An 18,993-nucleotide genomic window follows, 5' to 3' on the forward strand; every position below is an offset into this window, starting at 1 on the left:
TAAGGCGATGACAGCCGCTGAGAGGCGATGTCCGTCTCTCCGGTTAGGGACAACAGTGGATGAAAAACGGATGAACAGAAATCAGCTGACGATCGTAATCAACGACCCTAATCGGTACTTTGCTGACGGGCTCGCCGCCTGTATTTCTGAGTATCTGTTAGCTAAGGGCATTTCGCCTTCGTTTACCGATTGCGTATTTAATTATGATGCAAGAATCCTGTTTATTGCTGCCGAATCCATATCCATCGCCAATTGTCATTACCTTCATCGCCGCGTCTCTACGCGGTCGCTTGACGTTTTTATCCTCCGCGACAGAACACCACTGCCGGATGAGGGCAACATAACCGTTCCCCACTTAGATGATTTTCCGACCTTATACCGTGACAGCCAGCTGGCTGACTTTTACAGAAAAGTACAGAGCCGTACGTCTCCGCATACTGATTTACGCAGTTTGCTTGCCAGGCCCTGCACTCCGCACTCTTTTGGTTTGCTCACCCGGCGTGAAATCGAAGTGCTGCGTTACCTGGCTCGCGGTATCAGTAATGGCGCGATTGCCCGTTTTCTGCTGATCAGCGAGAAGACGGTGAGTGCGCACAAAAGGAATATCATGGCCAAACTCAATATGATCCGCCCTGCTGAACTTAACTACTGGCTACTGCAGGAAGGCTGGTGCGAGTCCTGGTGCGGGCGTGATAAATAAAGAGTCCACGATGATCACCGCGATGTTAACTCCCATTATGTGCAAAAAAAACAGAATCGTTTTGCTCTGTTCACTACTACTGGCCGGCTGCCAACTCTTACCGCAGTCAGAAAAAAAGACCGTAGTGACCCCGCCGACCATTGCTGTAGCACCGGCGACAACCGCGCTGGCAACAAATCGTGCTGAACCGGCGCGCAGTCAAAAAGATGAAGGCGATCGGGTCCGGCTTCAGCAGTGTCAGGGGCAACTGGATGCGCTTAAGACCATGAATCCTGCCCAGTTTAAACGGATGCGTAGTGCCTTCGATTACCTGATGCATGGCGCAGCACAGTATGCCGATCTGCGGAGTAAAACGAATGCAGATACTCAGGACACCGTCGACTCACTGTATCGCTATCGTGCCAATCTCCTTTGCGCACAGATCGCGCAAACGCTGTTGGACAGCCTGACTAACCGGGGCGAGGCACGGCCATGATGGTCCGTCGGCGGATATCCTTCCGGTTGTCGGCAATCACGTTGAGTCTACTCTGCTACTCGTTACTCCAGCACAACGCGCTGGCAGATGAAGGCCCTGCCGTGCTGCAGTTTGCCCGTAAATACCAGCAACAGGCCGCCCCCCCGCGGGAGCGGCCTACCGTAACCCCCACGCGAACCCAAAGAAAACCCTCCCCGCCATCTGATGTTGAACATCAGCAACGGCTGGCGCTGCAACACGAGTTGGAAAAAAGCAGGCAGCAACTGAGTGAGCGCAACCAGCAGCTGTCAGATTTACGGCAAAAAATTACCCGCCTGGAGCGGCTCCCCCCTGCGTCACCGGCGACTCTGCCAGCGGTTCCCTCGCTGAGCGAGGCCGATCGCCAGACGCTGCAAAACCTTGCCAGCACCTTCCGTAATCTGTGGCATTTTTCACCGTCTGAGCTGGCGCTGGCAGAAAAACTCCGGCTGGCCAACCAACGGGCGAAGAAATCACAGCAGCTTGTAAACAGGACACGGCAACGGCAACAGGAGCTGCAACAGCAGCTCATTTCACTGCGCGATCGTTATACGGCGCTGCTCCGTCGCGATGCCACAGGCCAGCAGGCAACGGCACAACAGCAGGCAGAGCTTGAACAGCAGATTGCCGGGCTTAATCATACGAAGCAACAGCTGGCAGACAGTCTGCTAAGAAGCAAAGCAGCAGAAGCACAGCTGGACAGCGTGTTAGCACAGCAGAAAAGCAGCAGCAGCTCCGCCAGCAAGGCCAGCGCCGCGCTGCTGGCCGAAAAAAACAGCGCCGAGGAGAAGCTCAAGGCGCTGCAGGCCAGGCTGGACGAGGTGCTGGCTCAGCAGAAAAGCAGCAGCAGCTCCGCCAGCAAGGCCAGCGCCGCGCTGCTGGCCGAAAAAAACAGCGCCGAGGAGAAGCTTAAGGCGCTGCAGGCCAGGCTGGACGAGGTGCTGGCACAGCAGCAGGTGAAACAATCCGTTGCGGTTAAGCCTGGGGTGGCAGAACTCACTGCTGCACAACTCAGGCAGAAAGCCACGCGCGAAGCCTACGCTATCGGCTTCTCGATGGGCCAGGAAATACTGCAGGTGCAGGCTGAAAATCACAACTGGTCTGCGGTGGACAACGACCGTCGGGTGGTACTGGCAGGCATCGTTGATGCTTTTAAAAACACAGCAAAAATACCGCTGGCAGATATGGAAAAGATCATTGCCAGCGTTGCAACCCAGCTAAACAGCGGCCGGGAAAAATTCATGAACCGCCTGGACAAATCGACGAAAAACTTTGTTAAGGCCTTCATTAACGATAAAAAAACGCATAAGAGCAAACTCGGATTTTGGTATCAGATTGGCTATATCGGGGATACGCCAATTTCGGCGAATACCAGTATTGACGTGGTGGTAAAAGAGAGCCTGGCCAGCGGTAAGGTGATCGAAGATATGGATGCCAAAGGGATCGTGCTGACGCAGCCTTTATCGGCTTTTCCACCCATCTTCCAGGAAGCGCTAAGTAAGATAAAAAATCATGGTTCCGTTACTATTGTGGTCCCGCCAAATCTGGCGTATGGCGAGAAGGGCTATCCACCTAAAGTGCCGCCCAATGCCACAATGGTTTACGATATACGGATTGCCGAGTCGTATCCGGAAAATAAAAAGAAGAACGCATCGCCAGAGAAAAAGGTGTTACCCGGCAATCCCGCTCCGGAGAGTAAGAGAAGCCAATAGTTAAATTCCCTTAAGTTTCTCTGTTTTATTCCAGTACAAACTCTTACGATTTTCATTCTTAATGGAGGTAATCATTCCTTCTTTTTCAAGCTTGATCAATATATGTCTGGCATTATAAATACTTAAGTCGGAGCGATCTGCGATATCACGCGTACTGGCATAAATGGGATGCGGTCCGGATGGCATTTTTTCCGCAAAAAACTCGTTAAGTGCATGAATTACCTTTGCGACAGATTTTTCCCGATGCAGACAACTGGCACGTTCGAACATTGACAACTCCTTTATAAAATATATAGCTCCTGCTGTGAAAGGATCGGCCAAACTTTTACCTAACCCCTGTTGTGACAATGATAACCTCAGCCTGACTTAATCAAAACTTAATATCAATTATTAATTTATAATAGAATATAAAACTAACATAGTGAGATTTTAAGGAATTAAAGACTGATTTATCGAAAAACCAGCCTCCTGATAAGGATTTTTATATGCGCATTAATATAGCGTCAATAGTGATTAATTTTAATCACGCATGAGGCAGGATGTTATATCGCACTGCAGCGACAGGATAAGTTCGTCCGGCCAACTTGCGTTATGAATCTTTTGATAACAAACGCAATCAAAAATAAAAATCAGAAATGAAATGAAATATTTGATTAATGAAAAAATAGATTTTGATTCTGCAACCGGCTGGCTCCAGCTTATGGGGGAAGAGAACGCCTCTCTGCAACTTTCGCGCCCAAGCACGCTATTATTAACCGAACTCATAGTAAATGCCGGCAAAACATCATCGCGCGAATCGTTGCTCACCAACGTCTGGGAAAAAAATGGCCTTATCCCTTCCAGTAATAACCTTAGCAATCATATCAGTTATTTGAGAAAAACATTCAGGCAGCTGGGCGTTGAGGATGATGTCATCACGACCGTTCCGAAAGAAGGATTTCGGCTGGCGATGGTCACCCGATGCCATGATGCCGTTCACATAAACAAAAACCGCGTTGATGCCGATACCAAAACAGTTTCACCTGAATCGGAGGCAACCGAAAAACCACACCAGAAGGCGTCTCTTTCGCTTAATACCGTCGCTAACATTAGCATAACAGTAGCGCTGATACTGATATCCATTAGTTTACTTACTGTAATTACCCTGCCGACGAGATCGCAGGTGGCGATGACTCCTTTCCCACCGATCGGGCTTTGCCTGATGTATGAGATGAATGCAGGTAATCCGTCGTATCAGGAGGAGAAAAAAAACCGCCTCAAAGAGGTTATTAATCGTAATAACATCGATTGTAATAATAAAAAAAGCACGAATTACTTTGAATTCTATCATTTCAATCCAGAGGAAAAAAATGAACAGAAAGGTCTGTTTTTCGCCCAGTGCGTTATCGGAACGCTGGAGAGCGAACACTGTGTGAACTACCTCTCTGTCACCATCGATAAACCATGATCAAGAAAACGCTTATCGCCGGTGCCCTGCTGTGTACTGCACTGATTATGCCGATCTGCATGTGGATCCTGGCGCCCGAGCGGGCCAGCCCTGCGCTGGCACTCTCCTGCCGGGCGAACGTTCATTTTGCGATTAATCAGGATGCCACCACCACCACCATGGATGGCCAGGTTTCCCTGGTCACGCTGGGAAAATCACGACTGGCAATGCAATTTTCCGGTCAGATGACCACACCTGAAGGGCGATTTCTGCTCAACCGGGTCCTGATGATGACCTACCACTATCATCCTGAAAATCAGGCACTGGAACTCAATTACAGCCATAGCAACGTCAGTGAAACTGACAACATTCCTGATAGCGTGTTTTATCAACGGCTGGTAAAAAACCCTGCTTTACTGCTCTACCTGCAGCGCTTTAACCACGACAGCTGGCTGGTTTCCGGGCTGAATATGCCGCTTTACATCTGTACGGATCGCTGAGGATAAAAAAACGGCCTATCCTGCAGGATAAGCCGTTGTCGGAAGACGTAATCGGAGGTTATTTTTTACCGTATTTTGCTTCCAGCGGTGCGAACCACGGTGCGACGAAATCAGGTGAGGTGCCCCAGCCTGGGATAATCTTGCTCAGTGTGGCGACGTTAACGGCACCTGGCTGGGCCTTGAGCTGCGACTGAGAGATGGCTGCGGCCTGGAACTGATAGCTGGCCGGCGTTGGCTCGCCGCCGATTTTATTGGCTACCAGGCGCATGTTGATTGCACCAATCAGCTTGCTGTCTACCGCCACGGTCTGCTGCCACGGGCTGTTTTTCTCGCTCATCAGCTGCAGATCCTGGTTGGAAACGTCAATGCTGTAGAGTTTGATTTCAGTGCGGCCGTTCTCCTGCAGGGCTTTGTAAGCGCCCTGAGCAAACGCGTCCCATGAACCCCAGATGGCGTCAATTTTGCCTTTCGGATATTTAGCCAGAATGGCGCCAATCTTATTAGCGGTATCGCCCTGCACGTCGGAAGAGACGGCACCAATCGATTCCAGCTGGTGAATACCCGGGTTGGCCTTCAGCACCTTCTCATACACCACCTGGCGACGTTCCATCGCCGGGAAGCCGGCGACCCACAGCTTCACGATATTCGCTTTGCCGTTGCTGTCTTTCACCAGCTGATCGAGTGACAGCTGCGCCAGCGAGGCGTCATCCTGGGCGGTCACCGTGACGCCCGGCAGAGTCTGATTCACCGGCGTGTCGAAGACCGAAACCTTGATGCCGGCGTCGGTAATGCGTTTTACCAGCGCGGTCGCGTAAGGGTCTTTACCGTGCGACAGAATGATGCCGTCATACTTCTGGCTGATCGCCTGGTTCACGAAGTCCTGGAAACGGGCGTCATCGCCGTTGCTGAGGAAGGTGCTGACCTTAAAGCCCAGCTTGCGCCCTTCCTGGATCGCCCCGGCCACAAACTGGGTGGTGTTATCGTCCGAGCCCAGGTTGCGGATCACCGCCACGCGCACCGGGCCCTGATGATCGGCAATCGCGGCCGGGATGGCAACGTCAGCCGCAAGGGCGGGCAGCGAACTTAACAGGCTCAGCGCCAGCAGTGAAAGCGTAATTTTTTTCATTATTCTCTTTTCCCGTCTGCAAATGTCAGGCCGGTCGGCGCTGAACGTAGGTGATAGCCAGTGCAACCGCCAGCACCAGACCTTTAATAATATCCATGGCGTAATAGGGCACCGACAGCATCACCAGGCCATTCTGCAGCACCCCGAGGATCACCGCGCCCAGCAGGGTGCCCAGCGCGTTCGGTTTACCCGCCCCCGCCAGCGACAGGCCAATCCACGCCGCCGCCACCGCATCCATCAGATAACCGCCACCGGCGTTTACCTGCGAGGAGCCGATGCGTGACGCAAGCAAAATGCCGCCCAGCCCGGCCAGCAGCGCCGAGATCACATAGGCGAGGATGCGGTAACGGTTGGTGCGAATGCCGGACAGGCGCGCCGCCTCCGGGTTACCGCCGATCGCATACATGCGCCGCCCGTGTTTGGTCAGCGACAGCAGCAGTTGCGCTACCACGGTGACGACCAGCATAACGATAACAATTACCGGCACCTGGCCCAGCAGCGAGAACACCGGCGGAATAGTGCCTTCGGCCATATCACCGCTCGGCAACACCATGTTTTCCGTGATCGAACCGCCAAAACTGTAGGTCATCGCCACGCCCTGCACCACGAACAGGCTGGCCAGCGTCGCCAGCATATCGGGAATTTTCAGCACCACGATCATAAAGGCGTTAAACAGGCCGACCAGCGTACACAGCAGCAGGGTCAGAGCAATTGCCTGAGTGGGACCAAAGCCGTACCAGACAAACAGTGAAATCACCAGCGAGTTGGCCAGCGACGCCGTTGACCCGACAGAGAGGTCGAATCCGCCGATGGTCAGCGAGACGGAGACGCCGATGGCGATCACCGTCACGATGGCGATCGAGCGCAGGATATTGATAATGTTGGTCGGCTCAAGGAAGCTGTCAGACGCGATGCCAAAGCCGGCGATCAGCAGGACTACCGTCAGCAGCATGCCCCACTTATAGAGAAAATCCGTGAGCTGATGGCGGACGGACGGTGCCGCTTTAAGAGAGTGTTCTTTGCTGCTCACGCAGGGGTTCCTCCGGTGGAGTAAAGTAAAAGTGTTTCTTCGTTAACGTCGCTGGCCGCCATCTCGGCAACAATGCGACCGTCCCACAACACGCAGATGCGGTCACACAGGCCAACCAGTTCGGAAAATTCGCCGGAGGCGTAAATCACGCCTTTGCCCTGGCGCGCCAGCCCGTCGATCAGTTCGAACAGGTCCGTTTTTGCCTTGATGTCGACGCCCTTAGTCGGTTCATCAAAGATCAGCACGTCGGCGTCATTGCGCAGCCATTTGCCAATCGCCACCTTCTGCTGATTGCCGCCGGAGAGGCGTCGCAGGGTCTGCCGTGGCCCGGTGGTGCGCACCCCCAGCCTGGCAATCACCTCTTCCGCCCAGCGCCAGGCGCGGCGGTGGCCAAACAGGCTCCAGCGCGAGAAGCTGTTATCCGCGCTGACGCTGAGGTTCATCACCACCGACTCATCGATAAAGATCCCCTCTTTACGCCGCTCTTCCGGGATCAGCGCCATGCGGTTAGCCACCGCCGCGTGCGGCACGGTCGGCCGCCACGGCTTGCCATGCAGTTCGCCCTGCTGCAGGCGGCTCTTGCTGGCACCGAACAGCGCCTTGCACAGCTCGGTTTTGCCCGCGCCGGCCAGCCCGGCAAGGCCGAGGATTTCGCCTTTGCGCAGGGTCAGGGTAATGTCTTTCAGCAACTTCTCATCGTGCAGCCCGGTCACCTGCAGCAGCACCTCATCGCTGAACGGCGGCCGCCGCGGCGGGTAGATATCGTCCAGCTGGTGGCCGAGCATTTTTTCAACGATCTGTTCACCGCTCAGCCCCTGCATCGGGCCGCTTTCAATCAGCTGCCCGTCACGCAGTACCGTCAGCCGGTCACAGGTAGCCTTCAGTTCATGAATGCGGTGGGAGATAAACACCACGCCGATGCCACTCTCACGCAGACGCCGCACCACGCTGAACAGCCGTTCGCTTTCATGCTGATCGAGCGGTGCGGTAGGTTCATCGAGGATCAGGAAACGGCAGTGGTGGGAGAGCGCACGCGCCAGCAGGATCTGCTGCTTTTCCGCCAGCGTGCACTGCTCAACTTTCTGGCGCACGTCGATCTGCACGTCGAGCTGTGCCAGCAGGGCGCGGGCCTGGCGGCGCAGTTCACCCCAGCGATACAGCACGCCGCCTTCGGCCAGCCGATCCAGCATGATGTTCTCCGCCACGCTGAGGCCGGCGACCAGCGCCACGTCCACCTCCTGCTGCACCAGGTGAATACCCAGCTGTTTGGCATCGCGCGGGGAACGGATAGTGACCGGTTGTCCATCGAGCAGGATTTCACCGCTGTAATGCTCCCAGGCACCGGAAAGGACCGCCATCAGCGTCGATTTTCCGGCCCCGTTGGCGCCGGTGAGCGCGTGAATCGAATGTCCTTCCAGGGTGAGGTCCACCGATTTAAGCGCCATAAAACCGCCAAAAGCGATCGAGATATGGCGCATTTCAAGGCGATTTAACGCGGTCATGACGAGTTTCTCTGGCAAAAAAAATCAACAGTCGAGCCGCATTTTTTAATGGATTATCACTGCTGGCAACGAACGAAAGGGCATAAGCTAACACGAAATGGTATTAGCCATCCAGATGTCCAATGACTATAGCGCTAAGCGCTGAGTAGGAAGCAATAAGCAGATGATTAAGTTAATTTATCACTTAATCACAGCGTAATTATGCTGTTTACGCCAGGGTAGCCGGCCAGGTTAAGTGAGTAAGGGTTACCAGGGCCGTGAACGGCGTGGCGCCAGACGGGCGAAAAAAAACCGGCGAGGGATGACCCTCGCCGGTTATCAGCGGACTAACAGATTATTTCGCCGCAGCGAACAGCTCTGCAGCCTGGTCCCAGTTTACTACGCTCCAGAATGCCTTGATGTAGTCAGGGCGTTTGTTCTGGTATTTCAGGTAGTAAGCGTGTTCCCACACGTCCAGACCGATGATTGGTGTACCGGAAGCACCGGCAACCGCTTCGCCCATCAGCGGGCTGTCCTGGTTAGCGGTAGAGACCACCGCCAGCTTGTCGCCCTTCTTAACCAGCCACGCCCAGCCGGAGCCGAAGCGAGTGGTTGCGGCTTTTTCGAACTCGGCCTGGAAAGCCTCAACGCTGCCGAAATCTTTTTCGATCGCCGCTTTCAGCTCGCCACCCAGGGTGGTGCCGGTTTTCAGGCCTTTCCAGAAGAAGCTGTGGTTAGAGTGGCCACCGGCGTTGTTGCGCAGTGGGCCTTTCTTGTCGGCCGGCAGCTGGTCCAGTTTAGCGATCAGCTCGTCAACCGGCAGGTTAGCGAACTCGGTACCTTCCAGCGCTGCGTTAGCGTTATTAACATAGGCCTGGTGGTGTTTAGAGTGATGGATTTCCATCGTCTGCTTGTCGAAATGGGGTTCCAGCGCGTCGTAGGCGTAAGGCAGGGATGGCAGTGAATAACTCATGTTCATCGTCTCCATTAAAGTTATGGCGGTGCCAGTTTTTTCAGCACCGGGTAAGCAGTCGGATCATTATAGTTAAATAAATGATCGGGAAAAGGGATATCAATGCCCCGCAATCAGTAAGGTTAACACCCCAGGCGGGCGGGGCACAGGGGTTATGGCTTTCCCTGCCTCCAGTATAACCAAACGATCTAAGGGATTGTTTTACTTTGGGTCTGACTGGCGCAGGCGCTGAGGATGGCTGTATACCGTGGCCCGGCCCGGCTTGCTGAACCCGACCAGCGTCAGGTTACTGCGCTGCGCCACCTCCACCGCCAGCCGGGTGGCAGCAGAGACGGCGAACAGGATCTCCACACCGCACATCGCCGCTTTCTGCACCATCTCATAGCTGGCCCGGCTGGAGACCAGCACAGCACCGCAGCTTCCCCACTCTGCCTGACAGCGCTGGCCTAACAGCTTATCCAGCGCCACGTGGCGACCGACATCCTCACAGCCTGCCTGCAGCTGGCCGTCTGGCGCTATCCACGCGGCCGCATGGGTACAACCGGTCAGCTGGCCGATCGGCTGAAAGTCGGTGAGCTGGCGCAGCGCGCCGTCCAGCCGGTTGAAATCAAAGGTCTGGGTAAAGGGCAGCGCGGGCACCGGTTTACCGATCTCGGCCAGTTGCTCCACGCCGCAGACGCCACAGCCGGTGCGCCCCGCCATCGCACGCCGCTGCGCCTTCAGCGCCATAAAACGTCGGCTGGAGAGCTCAATCTGCACTTCAATACCGCCACAGGCCGGCACAATATCGATGCCAAAAATCTCTTCCGGCCCGCTGATAATGCCTTCTGACAGGGAAAATCCGAGGGCAAAGGCCGCCAGATCCTTTGGCGTGGCCATCATCACCACGTGCGAGATGCCGTTATAGACCAGCGCTACCGGCACCTCTTCCGCCAGCCAGTCTGGCTGCGCCTGCTCCAGCGCGTTGCGCTGCCAGACGGACAGCTGGCCTGCACCGTCTAACGGCGCGTGGTGCTCGTCCTGCCGTTGTTTATTGCTCACTAAGTCACCTGCCCGGTCCGCCCTGCGAAGAGTGTGGTAATGTTGCTACTAAGCGTACCAAAAAACGCCGCGGCTGAGTGTGAACCGGCGGCGGGCGTGCCGAAAAACGCATTTTGCCGTGCGATGGCGCATGGAAGAGGCGGCAGACGGCCACTATAATTTTCAGCAGACTGCCCTTTCTGGCAGTGCCATTCACCCGAATAAGGCTCCTGATGACTATTCGCATTATCCCGCAGGCACCACAGGACAGGCACCCTGACCGGCCCGAAGGGGAGATCCCGCCGTTACTGTTTCCACAGCTGAAGTCACTGTATGCCCGCCGGGCTGGCCGCCTGCGCCAGCTGGCCGAGAAAAACCCGCTCGGCGACTACCTGCGCTTTGCGGCGGTGGTGGCCAGCGCGCAGGTTATCGTACTGTACGATCATCCGCTACAGGGGGATTTACAGGCCCGGCTGGCCGACAGCGCCCGCGTGGGAACGCCGCCGCTGGACGTGGCGACGCTGCCGCGCGACGGACACTGGCAGCGGCTGCTGCAGTCGCTGATCGCCGAGCTGAAACCCGAGATGAGTGGCCAGGCGCTGGCGGTGCTGGAGAATCTGGAGAAGGCCTCCGCCAGCGAGCTGGAGGCGATGGCGCAGTCGCTGCTGCGGCATGAATTTACCCAGGTCAACAGCGACAGTTCACCTTTTATCTGGGCGGCGCTGTCGGTCTACTGGGCGCAGATGGCGGCGCTGATCCCCGGCCACGCGCGGGCTGAGGCCGGCGATCCCCGTCCGCTCTGCCCGGTGTGCGGCAGCGTGCCGGTCTGTGGCGTGATGCAGATGGCCAGCGGCGGCGAAAGCGCCCGCTATCTGCACTGCAACTTATGCGAAACTGAATGGCATATGCCGCGCAGCCAGTGCAGCAACTGCGGGCAGGAGAAGCAGCTACACTACTGGTCGCTTGAAGGGGTGAATGCCGCGGTCAAAACCGAGAGCTGCGGCGACTGTGGCTCCTTCCTCAAGCTGCTTCACCAGCAGATCGACCCGGCGGTAGAGCCGGTGGCCGACGATCTGGCGTCGCTGGTGCTGGATGCCCGTATGGAGCAGGAGGGCTTTGCCCGCAGCAGCATCAATCCGTTTTTATTTCCGGGAGAGTGAACGATGAAACTGATCGGCAGTTATACCAGCCCTTTTGTGCGCAAAATATCCGTGATGCTGCTGGAAAAGGGCATCACCTTCGAGTTTGTTAACGAATCGCCGTGGGTCGCTGAGAGCCACGTTCCGGACTATAACCCGTTAGGAAAAGTCCCGGCGCTGGTCACCGATGAGGGTAAGGTCTGGTACAACTCAGCGATGATCGCGGCTTATCTGGAGTCTCTGCACCAGGCTCCGGCGTTTCTGCCGGTTGACCCGGTCGCCGCGCTGGAGGTGCGTCAGCTTGAGACGCTGGCCGACGGCATTGGTGATGCGGCGCTGCTGATCGTCCTTGAGCTGCAGAAGAAACCGGAACAGCAGTCAGAGCAGATGATGGCGCGCCAGCGCCAGAAAATCGAGCGCGGGCTGGATACCCTGGAAGCCGCGGCTGTCACCGGCCGCTGGCTTAACGGACGGGATATGAATCTGGCCGATATCGCCACCGCCTGTCTGCTGAGCTATCTGAACTTCCGCCGCGTGTTACCCGGCTGGCCGGTTAACCGCCCGGCGCTGGTCGCGCTGGCCAATAACCTGTTCACCCGCGCCAGCTTCACGCGCACCGAGCCCTCCGCCGCCTGACGTCCTGTATTGCCTGCGCCCCGTTCGCCCGATTGCCGGTGCCCGCCAGCGGCAACCGGCAGCGAAAGCGGTGAACACGTATTGCACAACCTGCAAAAACCCCGCTAAAATACTGTATTAATTTACAGTATCCACTAACCGGCAAAGGACCAGGGATATGATGCAACGCTGTGGCTGGGTCTCTGACGATCCACTGTACCTCGCTTACCACGATCGCGAATGGGGCGTACCGCACCACGACGCGCAGGCGCTGTTTGAAATGATCTGCCTTGAGGGCCAGGTCGCCGGGCTCTCCTGGCTAACCGTGCTGAAAAAACGGGAAAATTATCGCCGTCTTTTCCACCACTTTGATGCGAAACAGGTGGCGCAGATGGATGAGGTGGATACCGACCGCCTGATGCAGGAGAGCGGGATTATCCGCCATCGCGGCAAAATCAACGCCATCATCGCTAACGCCCGCGCGCTGCTGGCGATGGAGGCCAGCGGTGAATCCTTCCACGACTTTATCTGGGGCTTTGTTGACCATCAGCCGCAGATCACCCGTTTTGAACACTATCGTGATGCGCCGACCATCAGCCCGGCCGCCGAAGCGATGTCAAAAGCGCTGAAAAAACGCGGTTTCAAATTTGTCGGCCCGACGACCTGCTACTCGTTTATGCAGGCCTGCGGGCTGATCAGCGAGCACGTTAGCGGCTGCTTCTGCCACCCCGATCGTCAGCCGTAGCCGGCCCGGAAAATTTGGGAATGCACCTGGGGATTTCCCGCGCTTTTCAGCGGCATAATAGCCCGGCCAGCGGGTAAGGTTGCCCGCAGCTGAATGAGAAAGAGGGAATACCCATGAAGAAAAGTGTCATTACCCTGGCGCTGGTGCTGAGCGGAACGCTGGCCCTCGCAGGCTGCACCACCAACCCGTATACCGGCGAACGGGAAGCGGGCAAATCTGGTATTGGCGCTGGCCTTGGTGCGGCGCTGGGAGCGGGCGTGGGTGCGCTCTCTTCATCGAAAAAAGATCGCGGTAAGGGCGCGCTGATTGGCGCGGCGGCGGGTGCGGCACTGGGCGGCGGAGCCGGTTACTATATGGACGTGCAGGAAGCCAAACTGCGCGACAAGATGAAAGGTACCGGGGTCAGCGTCACCCGCAACGGCGATAATATCGTGCTGAACATGCCGAATAACGTCACCTTTGACAGCAGCAGCAGCACGCTGAAACCTGCGGGAGCGAATACGCTGACCGGCGTGGCGATGGTGCTGAAAGAGTATCCTAAAACCGCGGTTAACGTGGTGGGTTACACCGACAGCAGCGGCAGCCGTCAGCTGAATATGACCCTGTCGCAGCAGCGCGCCGACAGCGTGGGCAGCGCGCTGGTGGTACAGGGCGTGGCGGCCGATCGCCTGCGCACCAGCGGGCAGGGCCCGGATAATCCGCTGGCCTCTAACGCCACCGCCGAAGGTAAAGCGCAAAACCGCCGCGTCGAAATTACCCTCAGCCCTCTGCAGTAACGCCTGAACGGCGGCGTTGGCGTAGGGAATAAATCCTCTGCGCCATAGCGAATTTTAGTGAATCGTGCTAGTGTGCGCAAAAAATGATCGTTGCCTGCACACCATGTCACTGAAAGCTATCGCCGCCAAACTGGGCCTCTCCGTTACCACCGTCAGCCGGGCGCTTAATGGCTACAACGACGTGGCAGAGGAGACGCGCCAGCGTATTCAACTGGAAGCCCGCCGTCGCGGATATCGCCCCAGTACGGTCGCCCGCCGCCTGAAGATGGGTAAAACCAACGCGGTCGGTTTACTGTTTCCGGTTGAGCCCCAGCCGTTTAACGATGCCAGCTTTGTAGAAATGATGGCGGCTACCGCACAATCGCTTGCGCGGCACGATATCGACCTGCTGGCAATCGCCGATGATACCCAGGACGACCACCGCAACCTGCAGCGCATTCTGCGCACGCACAGCGTGGATGCGCTGATCGTCGCCCATACCTGCCGCCATGACAGCCGCCTGCTCAGGCTGCAGCAGCTGGACTTTCCCTTTCTGGCGCTCGGGCGCAGCCAGCTGGATGCCCCCTATGCCTGGTTCGATTTTGATAACTACGCCGGTGGCCGTCTGGCCGCCGGACATTATGCCGCTCAGGGGCTGGGCCAGATAGGCTGGCTGGGCAGCCACCACGATCAGACCTTCGTCAGCCAGCGCCGCCAGGGCTATCTGGACGCAATGCAGCAGCACCGGCTGTCATCGGCGCTGTGCTGGCAGGTGGAACCTTCACGCCGTGAGGGGTATCGTATGACCCGCTCGCTGCTGGCAGAACAGCCCGCGCTACAGGCCTTAATCACCGACTGCAATATGCTGGGCGACGGCGCGGCGATTGCCCTGCGCGAGGCCGGTCGCCTGGCCGGCAGTCATCGCGTTGAGCTGATGGTCTACGACGGCCTGCCCGCGGACTCGGTGGTCACCGAGCCGGTTGCCAGTATCGCCCAGGCCACCCGGCTGGCGGTCGGGCAACAGGTGGCACAGATGGCACAACAGCTGATTGAGGGTGAGCCATTGAGTGCCCTGCAGGTGCTGTGGCAACCGCAGCTGATACTGCCGTGAGCGGGCAGTTGTGATAGGCTGACGCAATACCTGCAATCCGAGACCGCCATGAATCCTAAGGCCGCTAAAGCCACCATCAGCGACGTTGCCCGCACGGCAAAAACCGGCAAGACCAGCGTTTCCCGCTATCTCAACGGCGAGTTTGACGTGCTTTCCGACGCGCTGCGGCAGCGTATTGAAGCGGCGATCGCCGCCCTCGATTACCGCCCCAGCCAGATGGCGCGCGGGCTGAAGCGTGGCCGCACCCGCCTGATTGGCCTGCTGATTGCCGATATTACCAACCCGTACTCGGTAGACGTGCTGAGCGGTATCGAAGCCGCCTGCCGGGCGCACGGCTACACCCTGCTGATGTGTAACACCAATAACGCGCTGGAGCTGGAACAGTATTACCTCAACCTGCTCAGCAGCTATCAGGTTGAAGGGCTGGTGGTTAACGCCGTCGGCATGCGTGAACAGGCGCTGAGCAAACTGCAGCAGTCTTCGCTGCCGATGGTGTTGATTGACCGCAAGATCCCCGACTTTGTCTGCGATGTGGTCGGCCTGGATAACCACGCGGCGGCGCTAGAGGCTACCGACCATCTGCTGGATCGCGGTTATCAGGCGCTGCTGTTTGTCAGCGAGCGCCTCGGGCTGGTGAATACCCGGCTGGAGCGCGTGCACACCTTCCGCCAGCGCATGGCGCAGCATCCCGGCCTGGTGGCAGAGCAGGTAGAGGTGACGCTGGGCGAAAATCAGCGGATTGAGCAGGTGCTGCAGGAGTTTTATCAGCGTCACCGCCATCTGCGCTGTGCGGTGATGGCGGTCAACGGCGCGCTGACGCTGCAGGTGGCGCGGGCGCTGCGCCGCCTTGACCTGAACTGGGGAGAAGATATCGGCCTGCTGGGCTTTGACGAGCTGGAGTGGGCTGAGCTGGCCGGCAGCGGCATCACCACCTTAAAGCAACCTACCTGGCAGATTGGCCACGCCGCACTGGAACAGGTGATCCGCCGCATCGAAGGCGACCCGCAGCCACAGGGGGAGCAGGTGTTCCAGGGAGAGCTGATCGTGCGCGGTTCAACGCGAATGCTGCTGGGTTAGTGCGTCTGGTTTAATTTCAACAACTCATTGAAATTAAACCAGATTAAATAAAATCTAATGCTATAAGCCCCTCTTCGTCGGCTGTTTATTTTCACTTTATTTCCCATCTATTCTTCAAAATCAGCAAAACCATCATTTACTTCCCCGACCAGCAAGCAATACAGTTCCTGAAATTCATTGAAAAGGAACTCACTATGGCTATTCCGGTATATCTTATCGATGAAATACAATGGATTGTCAGATGAAAAAAATACCGCCATTCTGTTAACGCTACTTATCATTAATTTTCAGACAAAAGCCATCTCTCCCCCCATCGGTATGGCTGAAAGGTATGAAAGAGAGGATGGAAGTAATGCTCAGGAGAACCTCAGTAACCACCGGTTAATACCGAGGATCCTTGTCGACGGTGAAGAGGTACAGTTTGAAAAAAACACATTATTACAGGTAAAAGCTAAGCTTGGCGGAGAGATAAAGGATAGCGGAACCACACAATGGTTATGCTATAAAAATCAAATAACAACCTTCTGGTTTATCTCCAACAATGAGATGCAACACGGCGACCTTTCAGGTGTTGCACTCTCCAGTGCTGATAAAAATGAGGATTGTAAAAAAACCCAAAAAACTATCGTAGTTAAAATCCACCATACGGAAATCGGTACGAGCTGGGATTATTTTTCATCGATCTGGAAAACAGAGACACTTCCCAAATCCGGTTCTGTCTGGCTGTACAGTGAATTACCCGCAGCTAAGAATTTCATTCAGCTAAATATGGCGAACTTTACATTCAGACAGGGAAAACTTGCCGATATGCTTTTCACTCAGGTCACCAGCAATTAGCCGATAACCCTTTTATCCAGGCCACCAGCGACCCGATACCGCAGGCGGGGAGATCCCCGCCGGTTAATTCTTTCAGTGCGCCACCCGCGGTGGCTCCAGCCGGACGGAGATTTTACTGCCGTCGGAGACCTCCATCTCCACCAGGTTACCGCGGCTGGAACGCATAATCAGGTAACTGAAGCGTATTATTACCGCCATTTTCTCTTCAAGACTTAGCGGACTGTCGTTGAGAACGTCCTCAATTTGCCGGTGAAGTTCCTCGAAAAGCGCCTGCCTTTGTTCACTGTACATTCGGTTATACTCCCTGCCAGAGTGAAATCCTGTAAAACACCCGCGGCTATTGTGCTGAGCGCTGCGGAGGTTTTCCGGTCATTTGCTGCTTTTGATGCCTGATGGTACAAAAAATTACCAGGTCCGTGAGCGCGATCATAAATTCAGCAGCCGCCGCTTTCCTTTGGAACCGGTCCCATTTAACGTTTTTACATCAAATCGGGCAAAAGAGGCCGGAAACATGAAAAGAGAAGTGTTTGTCGTCACTGCAGCCTATGGCTCGCAACAGATTGAGGAACTCGGCGGGCAGCAGGCGCTGCTGCCGGTGATTGCCGCCGCAGGAGCAGACGGCGTCGAGATCCGCCGCGAGTTGTTTAGCGAACAGCAGCTGCAGGAACTGCCCGCGCTGGCGGCGGCGATCGCGGCGGCGCGGCTGATCGCGGTCTATTCGGTGCCGGAAGCGCTGTTTATGGCCGACGGCGCGCTGAACCCGCGCCTCGACCAGCACTTTGCCGAAGCCGGGGTGCTGAACGCCCAGCTGATCAAATATTCGCTCGGCCACTATCGTCCGCAGCAGGATCGCCGCGCCCTGCGCGACTACCTTGCCCGGCAGCAGGTGCACCTGGTGGTCGAGAACGATCAGACCGACTGCGGCCGGCTGGCCGCGCTGGACGCCTTCTTCCACGGCTGCGGAGAGGAGCGCACCTGCAGCGGCATGACCTTCGACACCGGTAACTGGCTGTGGGCGGGAGATCCACCGCTGGAGGCCGCCCGCCGCCTGGCGCGCAACGTCAGCTATATCCACGTGAAGGCGGTGGCCGCCCAGGGCAGCGGCTGGCGGGCGGTACCGCCGGATGAGAACGACACACTGTGGCGTGAGACGCTGGCGCTGCTGCCCGCTGACGTTCCACGGGCGATCGAATTCCCGCTCGAAGGCCCTGACCTGGTGGCTGTCACCCGCCGCTACGTCAACCTGCTGCGGGAGGCGTAACCATGAACCTGAAAACTGATGCTACGCTGGACGTGGTGACCCTGGGTGAAGCGATGGCGATGTTTGTCGCCGGTGAGCGCGGCGACCTGGCCAGCGCCACGCGGTTCAGCAAACGCGCTGCCGGTGCCGAGCTGAACGTGGCCACCGGGCTGGCGCGCCTCGGCCTGCGGGTCGGCTGGGTCAGCCGCGTTGGCGATGACTCCTTTGGCCGCTTTATCTGCCAGCAGCTGGACCTGGAAGGGATCGATCGCCGTCAGGTGACTACTGACCGGCGTTACCCCACCGGTTTTCAGCTGAAATCATCGGTGGATGACGGCTCTGACCCGCAGGTAGAGTATTTTCGCAAAGGCTCTGCCGCCAGCCATCTCTCCACAGACGACTTTAACCCGGACTACTTCGGCGCGGCGCGCCACCTGCACCTCAGCGGCGTGGCTGCCGCCCTTTCCGACAGCTCGCTGGCGCTGGTTCACCACGCGGCGGCCGAAATGAAAGCGGCGGGCAGGAGCCTGTCGTTCGACCCAAATCTGCGTCCGTCACTGTGGCCCAGCGAAGGAGTGATGGTCGCGCGGCTGAACGAACTGGCGCAGTACGCCGACTGGGTGCTGCCGGGACTGGCCGAAGGCCAGATCCTGACCGGCTATCGCCAGCCGGAAGCCATCGCCGATTTCTACCTGGCGAAGGGAGTAAAAGCGGTCGTGATTAAGACCGGCAGCGACGGTGCCTGGTATAAAACCGCCGCCGGTGAACGGGGCCATGTCGCTGGCTTCCCGGTCAGCAGGGTGGTAGATACGGTCGGCGCGGGCGACGGCTTTGCCGTTGGCGTGATCAGCGCGCTGCTGGAAGGTAAAGCGTTACCGGCGGCCATTCGCCGCGGCAATAAGATCGGATCGCTGGCGATTCAGGCGATCGGTGACAGTGAAGGACTGCCGAACCGCGCAGAACTGGGTGATTTTTAACCCCGACAGCCTGCGAAAAAAGAACCCGCCACCCCA

21 protein-coding genes are annotated in these 18,993 nt (G+C 57.0%); 14 read left to right on the forward strand and 7 right to left on the reverse strand.

The features are described from left to right. Positions 1-70: 70 nt before the first annotated feature. From NV64_RS05800 to NV64_RS05810, 3 genes are all read left to right on the forward strand, one after another. The gene (locus NV64_RS05800) at positions 71-700 is read left to right on the forward strand and encodes a LuxR C-terminal-related transcriptional regulator (RefSeq protein WP_056240907.1); all 630 of its coding nucleotides are present in this window, start codon (positions 71-73) and stop codon (positions 698-700) included. Between the two features lie 10 nt (positions 701-710). Then, positions 711-1,175, forward strand: a complete 465-nt coding sequence (locus tag NV64_RS05805) for a hypothetical protein (protein WP_146005455.1) — start codon at positions 711-713, stop codon at positions 1,173-1,175. A 242-nt stretch (positions 1,176-1,417) separates the two neighbouring features. Beyond that, positions 1,418-2,905: an FKBP-type peptidyl-prolyl cis-trans isomerase gene (locus NV64_RS05810; RefSeq protein WP_158239879.1), complete on the forward strand. Its 1,488-nt coding sequence runs from the start codon at positions 1,418-1,420 to the stop codon at positions 2,903-2,905. Here the strand turns inward: NV64_RS05810 and NV64_RS05815 are convergent, their stop codons facing one another. Then, complete coding sequence (locus NV64_RS05815; RefSeq protein ID WP_056240920.1) at positions 2,906-3,175, reverse strand: FaeA/PapI family transcriptional regulator; 270 nt, start codon at positions 3,173-3,175, stop codon at positions 2,906-2,908. Between the two features lie 370 nt (positions 3,176-3,545). Here NV64_RS05815 and NV64_RS05820 point away from each other — a divergent pair, with 370 nt between their 5' ends. Together NV64_RS05820 and NV64_RS05825 are read left to right on the forward strand one after the other, a co-directional pair. Then, positions 3,546-4,352, forward strand: a complete 807-nt coding sequence (locus tag NV64_RS05820; RefSeq protein ID WP_056240922.1) for a winged helix-turn-helix domain-containing protein — start codon at positions 3,546-3,548, stop codon at positions 4,350-4,352. Continuing rightward, positions 4,349-4,831, forward strand: coding sequence for a FidL-like protein (locus NV64_RS05825; protein WP_056240925.1), 483 nt, complete (start codon positions 4,349-4,351; stop codon positions 4,829-4,831). The genes NV64_RS05820 and NV64_RS05825 overlap by 4 nt, the downstream gene beginning before the upstream one ends. Before the next feature lie 58 nt (positions 4,832-4,889). Here the strand turns inward: NV64_RS05825 and NV64_RS05830 are convergent, their stop codons facing one another. From NV64_RS05830 to fdhD, 5 genes are all read right to left on the reverse strand, one after another. Further along, positions 4,890-5,957: a sugar ABC transporter substrate-binding protein gene (locus tag NV64_RS05830; protein WP_056240929.1), complete on the reverse strand. Its 1,068-nt coding sequence runs from the start codon at positions 5,955-5,957 to the stop codon at positions 4,890-4,892. Between the two features lie 25 nt (positions 5,958-5,982). After that, a complete protein-coding gene (locus NV64_RS05835; RefSeq protein ID WP_056240933.1) occupies positions 5,983-6,987 on the reverse strand; it encodes an ABC transporter permease in 1,005 nt (334 codons plus the stop codon). Next, a complete protein-coding gene (locus NV64_RS05840) occupies positions 6,984-8,489 on the reverse strand; it encodes a sugar ABC transporter ATP-binding protein (RefSeq protein ID WP_101505518.1) in 1,506 nt (501 codons plus the stop codon). Before NV64_RS05840 ends, NV64_RS05835 begins: the two co-directional genes overlap by 4 nt. Positions 8,490-8,823: 334 nt before the next feature. Beyond that, positions 8,824-9,441 carry a superoxide dismutase [Mn] gene (gene sodA / locus NV64_RS05845; RefSeq protein ID WP_056240942.1) on the reverse strand — a complete coding sequence of 206 codons (618 nt, stop codon included), beginning with the start codon at positions 9,439-9,441 and terminating at the stop codon, positions 8,824-8,826. 201 nt (positions 9,442-9,642) lie between these two features. After that, entirely contained in the window at positions 9,643-10,482 is an 840-nt protein-coding gene (gene fdhD, locus NV64_RS05850; protein WP_101505519.1) for a formate dehydrogenase accessory sulfurtransferase FdhD, read from the reverse strand. Positions 10,483-10,694: 212 nt separating this feature from the next. Here fdhD and fdhE point away from each other — a divergent pair, with 212 nt between their 5' ends. The 7 genes from fdhE (at position 10,695) to NV64_RS05885 (ending at position 16,740) form a co-directional block, all read left to right on the forward strand. Next, the gene (gene fdhE / locus NV64_RS05855) at positions 10,695-11,621 is read left to right on the forward strand and encodes a formate dehydrogenase accessory protein FdhE (protein WP_101505520.1); all 927 of its coding nucleotides are present in this window, start codon (positions 10,695-10,697) and stop codon (positions 11,619-11,621) included. 3 nt (positions 11,622-11,624) lie between these two features. Next, positions 11,625-12,236, forward strand: coding sequence for a glutathione S-transferase (locus NV64_RS05860; protein ID WP_101505521.1), 612 nt, complete (start codon positions 11,625-11,627; stop codon positions 12,234-12,236). A 160-nt stretch (positions 12,237-12,396) separates the two neighbouring features. Beyond that, a complete protein-coding gene (locus NV64_RS05865; protein WP_056241200.1) occupies positions 12,397-12,960 on the forward strand; it encodes a DNA-3-methyladenine glycosylase I in 564 nt (187 codons plus the stop codon). A 113-nt stretch (positions 12,961-13,073) separates the two neighbouring features. Next, on the forward strand, positions 13,074-13,736 hold the full coding sequence (locus NV64_RS05870) for an OmpA family lipoprotein (RefSeq protein WP_056240955.1): 663 nt from the start codon (positions 13,074-13,076) through the stop codon (positions 13,734-13,736). A gap of 103 nt (positions 13,737-13,839) precedes the next feature. Continuing rightward, complete coding sequence (locus tag NV64_RS05875; RefSeq protein ID WP_101505522.1) at positions 13,840-14,826, forward strand: LacI family DNA-binding transcriptional regulator; 987 nt, start codon at positions 13,840-13,842, stop codon at positions 14,824-14,826. Positions 14,827-14,874: 48 nt separating this feature from the next. Then, complete coding sequence (locus NV64_RS05880; RefSeq protein ID WP_056240962.1) at positions 14,875-15,903, forward strand: LacI family DNA-binding transcriptional regulator; 1,029 nt, start codon at positions 14,875-14,877, stop codon at positions 15,901-15,903. 219 nt (positions 15,904-16,122) lie between these two features. Then, positions 16,123-16,740 carry a hypothetical protein gene (locus NV64_RS05885; RefSeq protein ID WP_101505523.1) on the forward strand — a complete coding sequence of 206 codons (618 nt, stop codon included), beginning with the start codon at positions 16,123-16,125 and terminating at the stop codon, positions 16,738-16,740. A 72-nt stretch (positions 16,741-16,812) separates the two neighbouring features. On the opposite strand, the gene NV64_RS23370 is transcribed toward NV64_RS05885, so the two are convergent. Next, positions 16,813-17,031, reverse strand: coding sequence for a hypothetical protein (locus tag NV64_RS23370; protein WP_056240969.1), 219 nt, complete (start codon positions 17,029-17,031; stop codon positions 16,813-16,815). 220 nt (positions 17,032-17,251) lie between these two features. On the opposite strand from NV64_RS23370, the gene NV64_RS05895 reads away from it, so the two are divergent. Together NV64_RS05895 and NV64_RS05900 are read left to right on the forward strand one after the other, a co-directional pair. Continuing rightward, positions 17,252-18,001 (forward strand): sugar phosphate isomerase/epimerase, encoded by a 750-nt coding sequence (locus NV64_RS05895; protein ID WP_056241205.1) that lies wholly within the window; start codon positions 17,252-17,254, stop codon positions 17,999-18,001. A gap of 2 nt (positions 18,002-18,003) precedes the next feature. Beyond that, positions 18,004-18,957, forward strand: coding sequence for a sugar kinase (locus NV64_RS05900; RefSeq protein ID WP_101505524.1), 954 nt, complete (start codon positions 18,004-18,006; stop codon positions 18,955-18,957). Positions 18,958-18,993 lie beyond the last annotated feature (36 nt).

It is taken from the genome of Erwinia sp. B116 (genome assembly GCF_002865965.1).
Classification (GTDB): domain Bacteria; phylum Pseudomonadota; class Gammaproteobacteria; order Enterobacterales; family Enterobacteriaceae; genus Erwinia.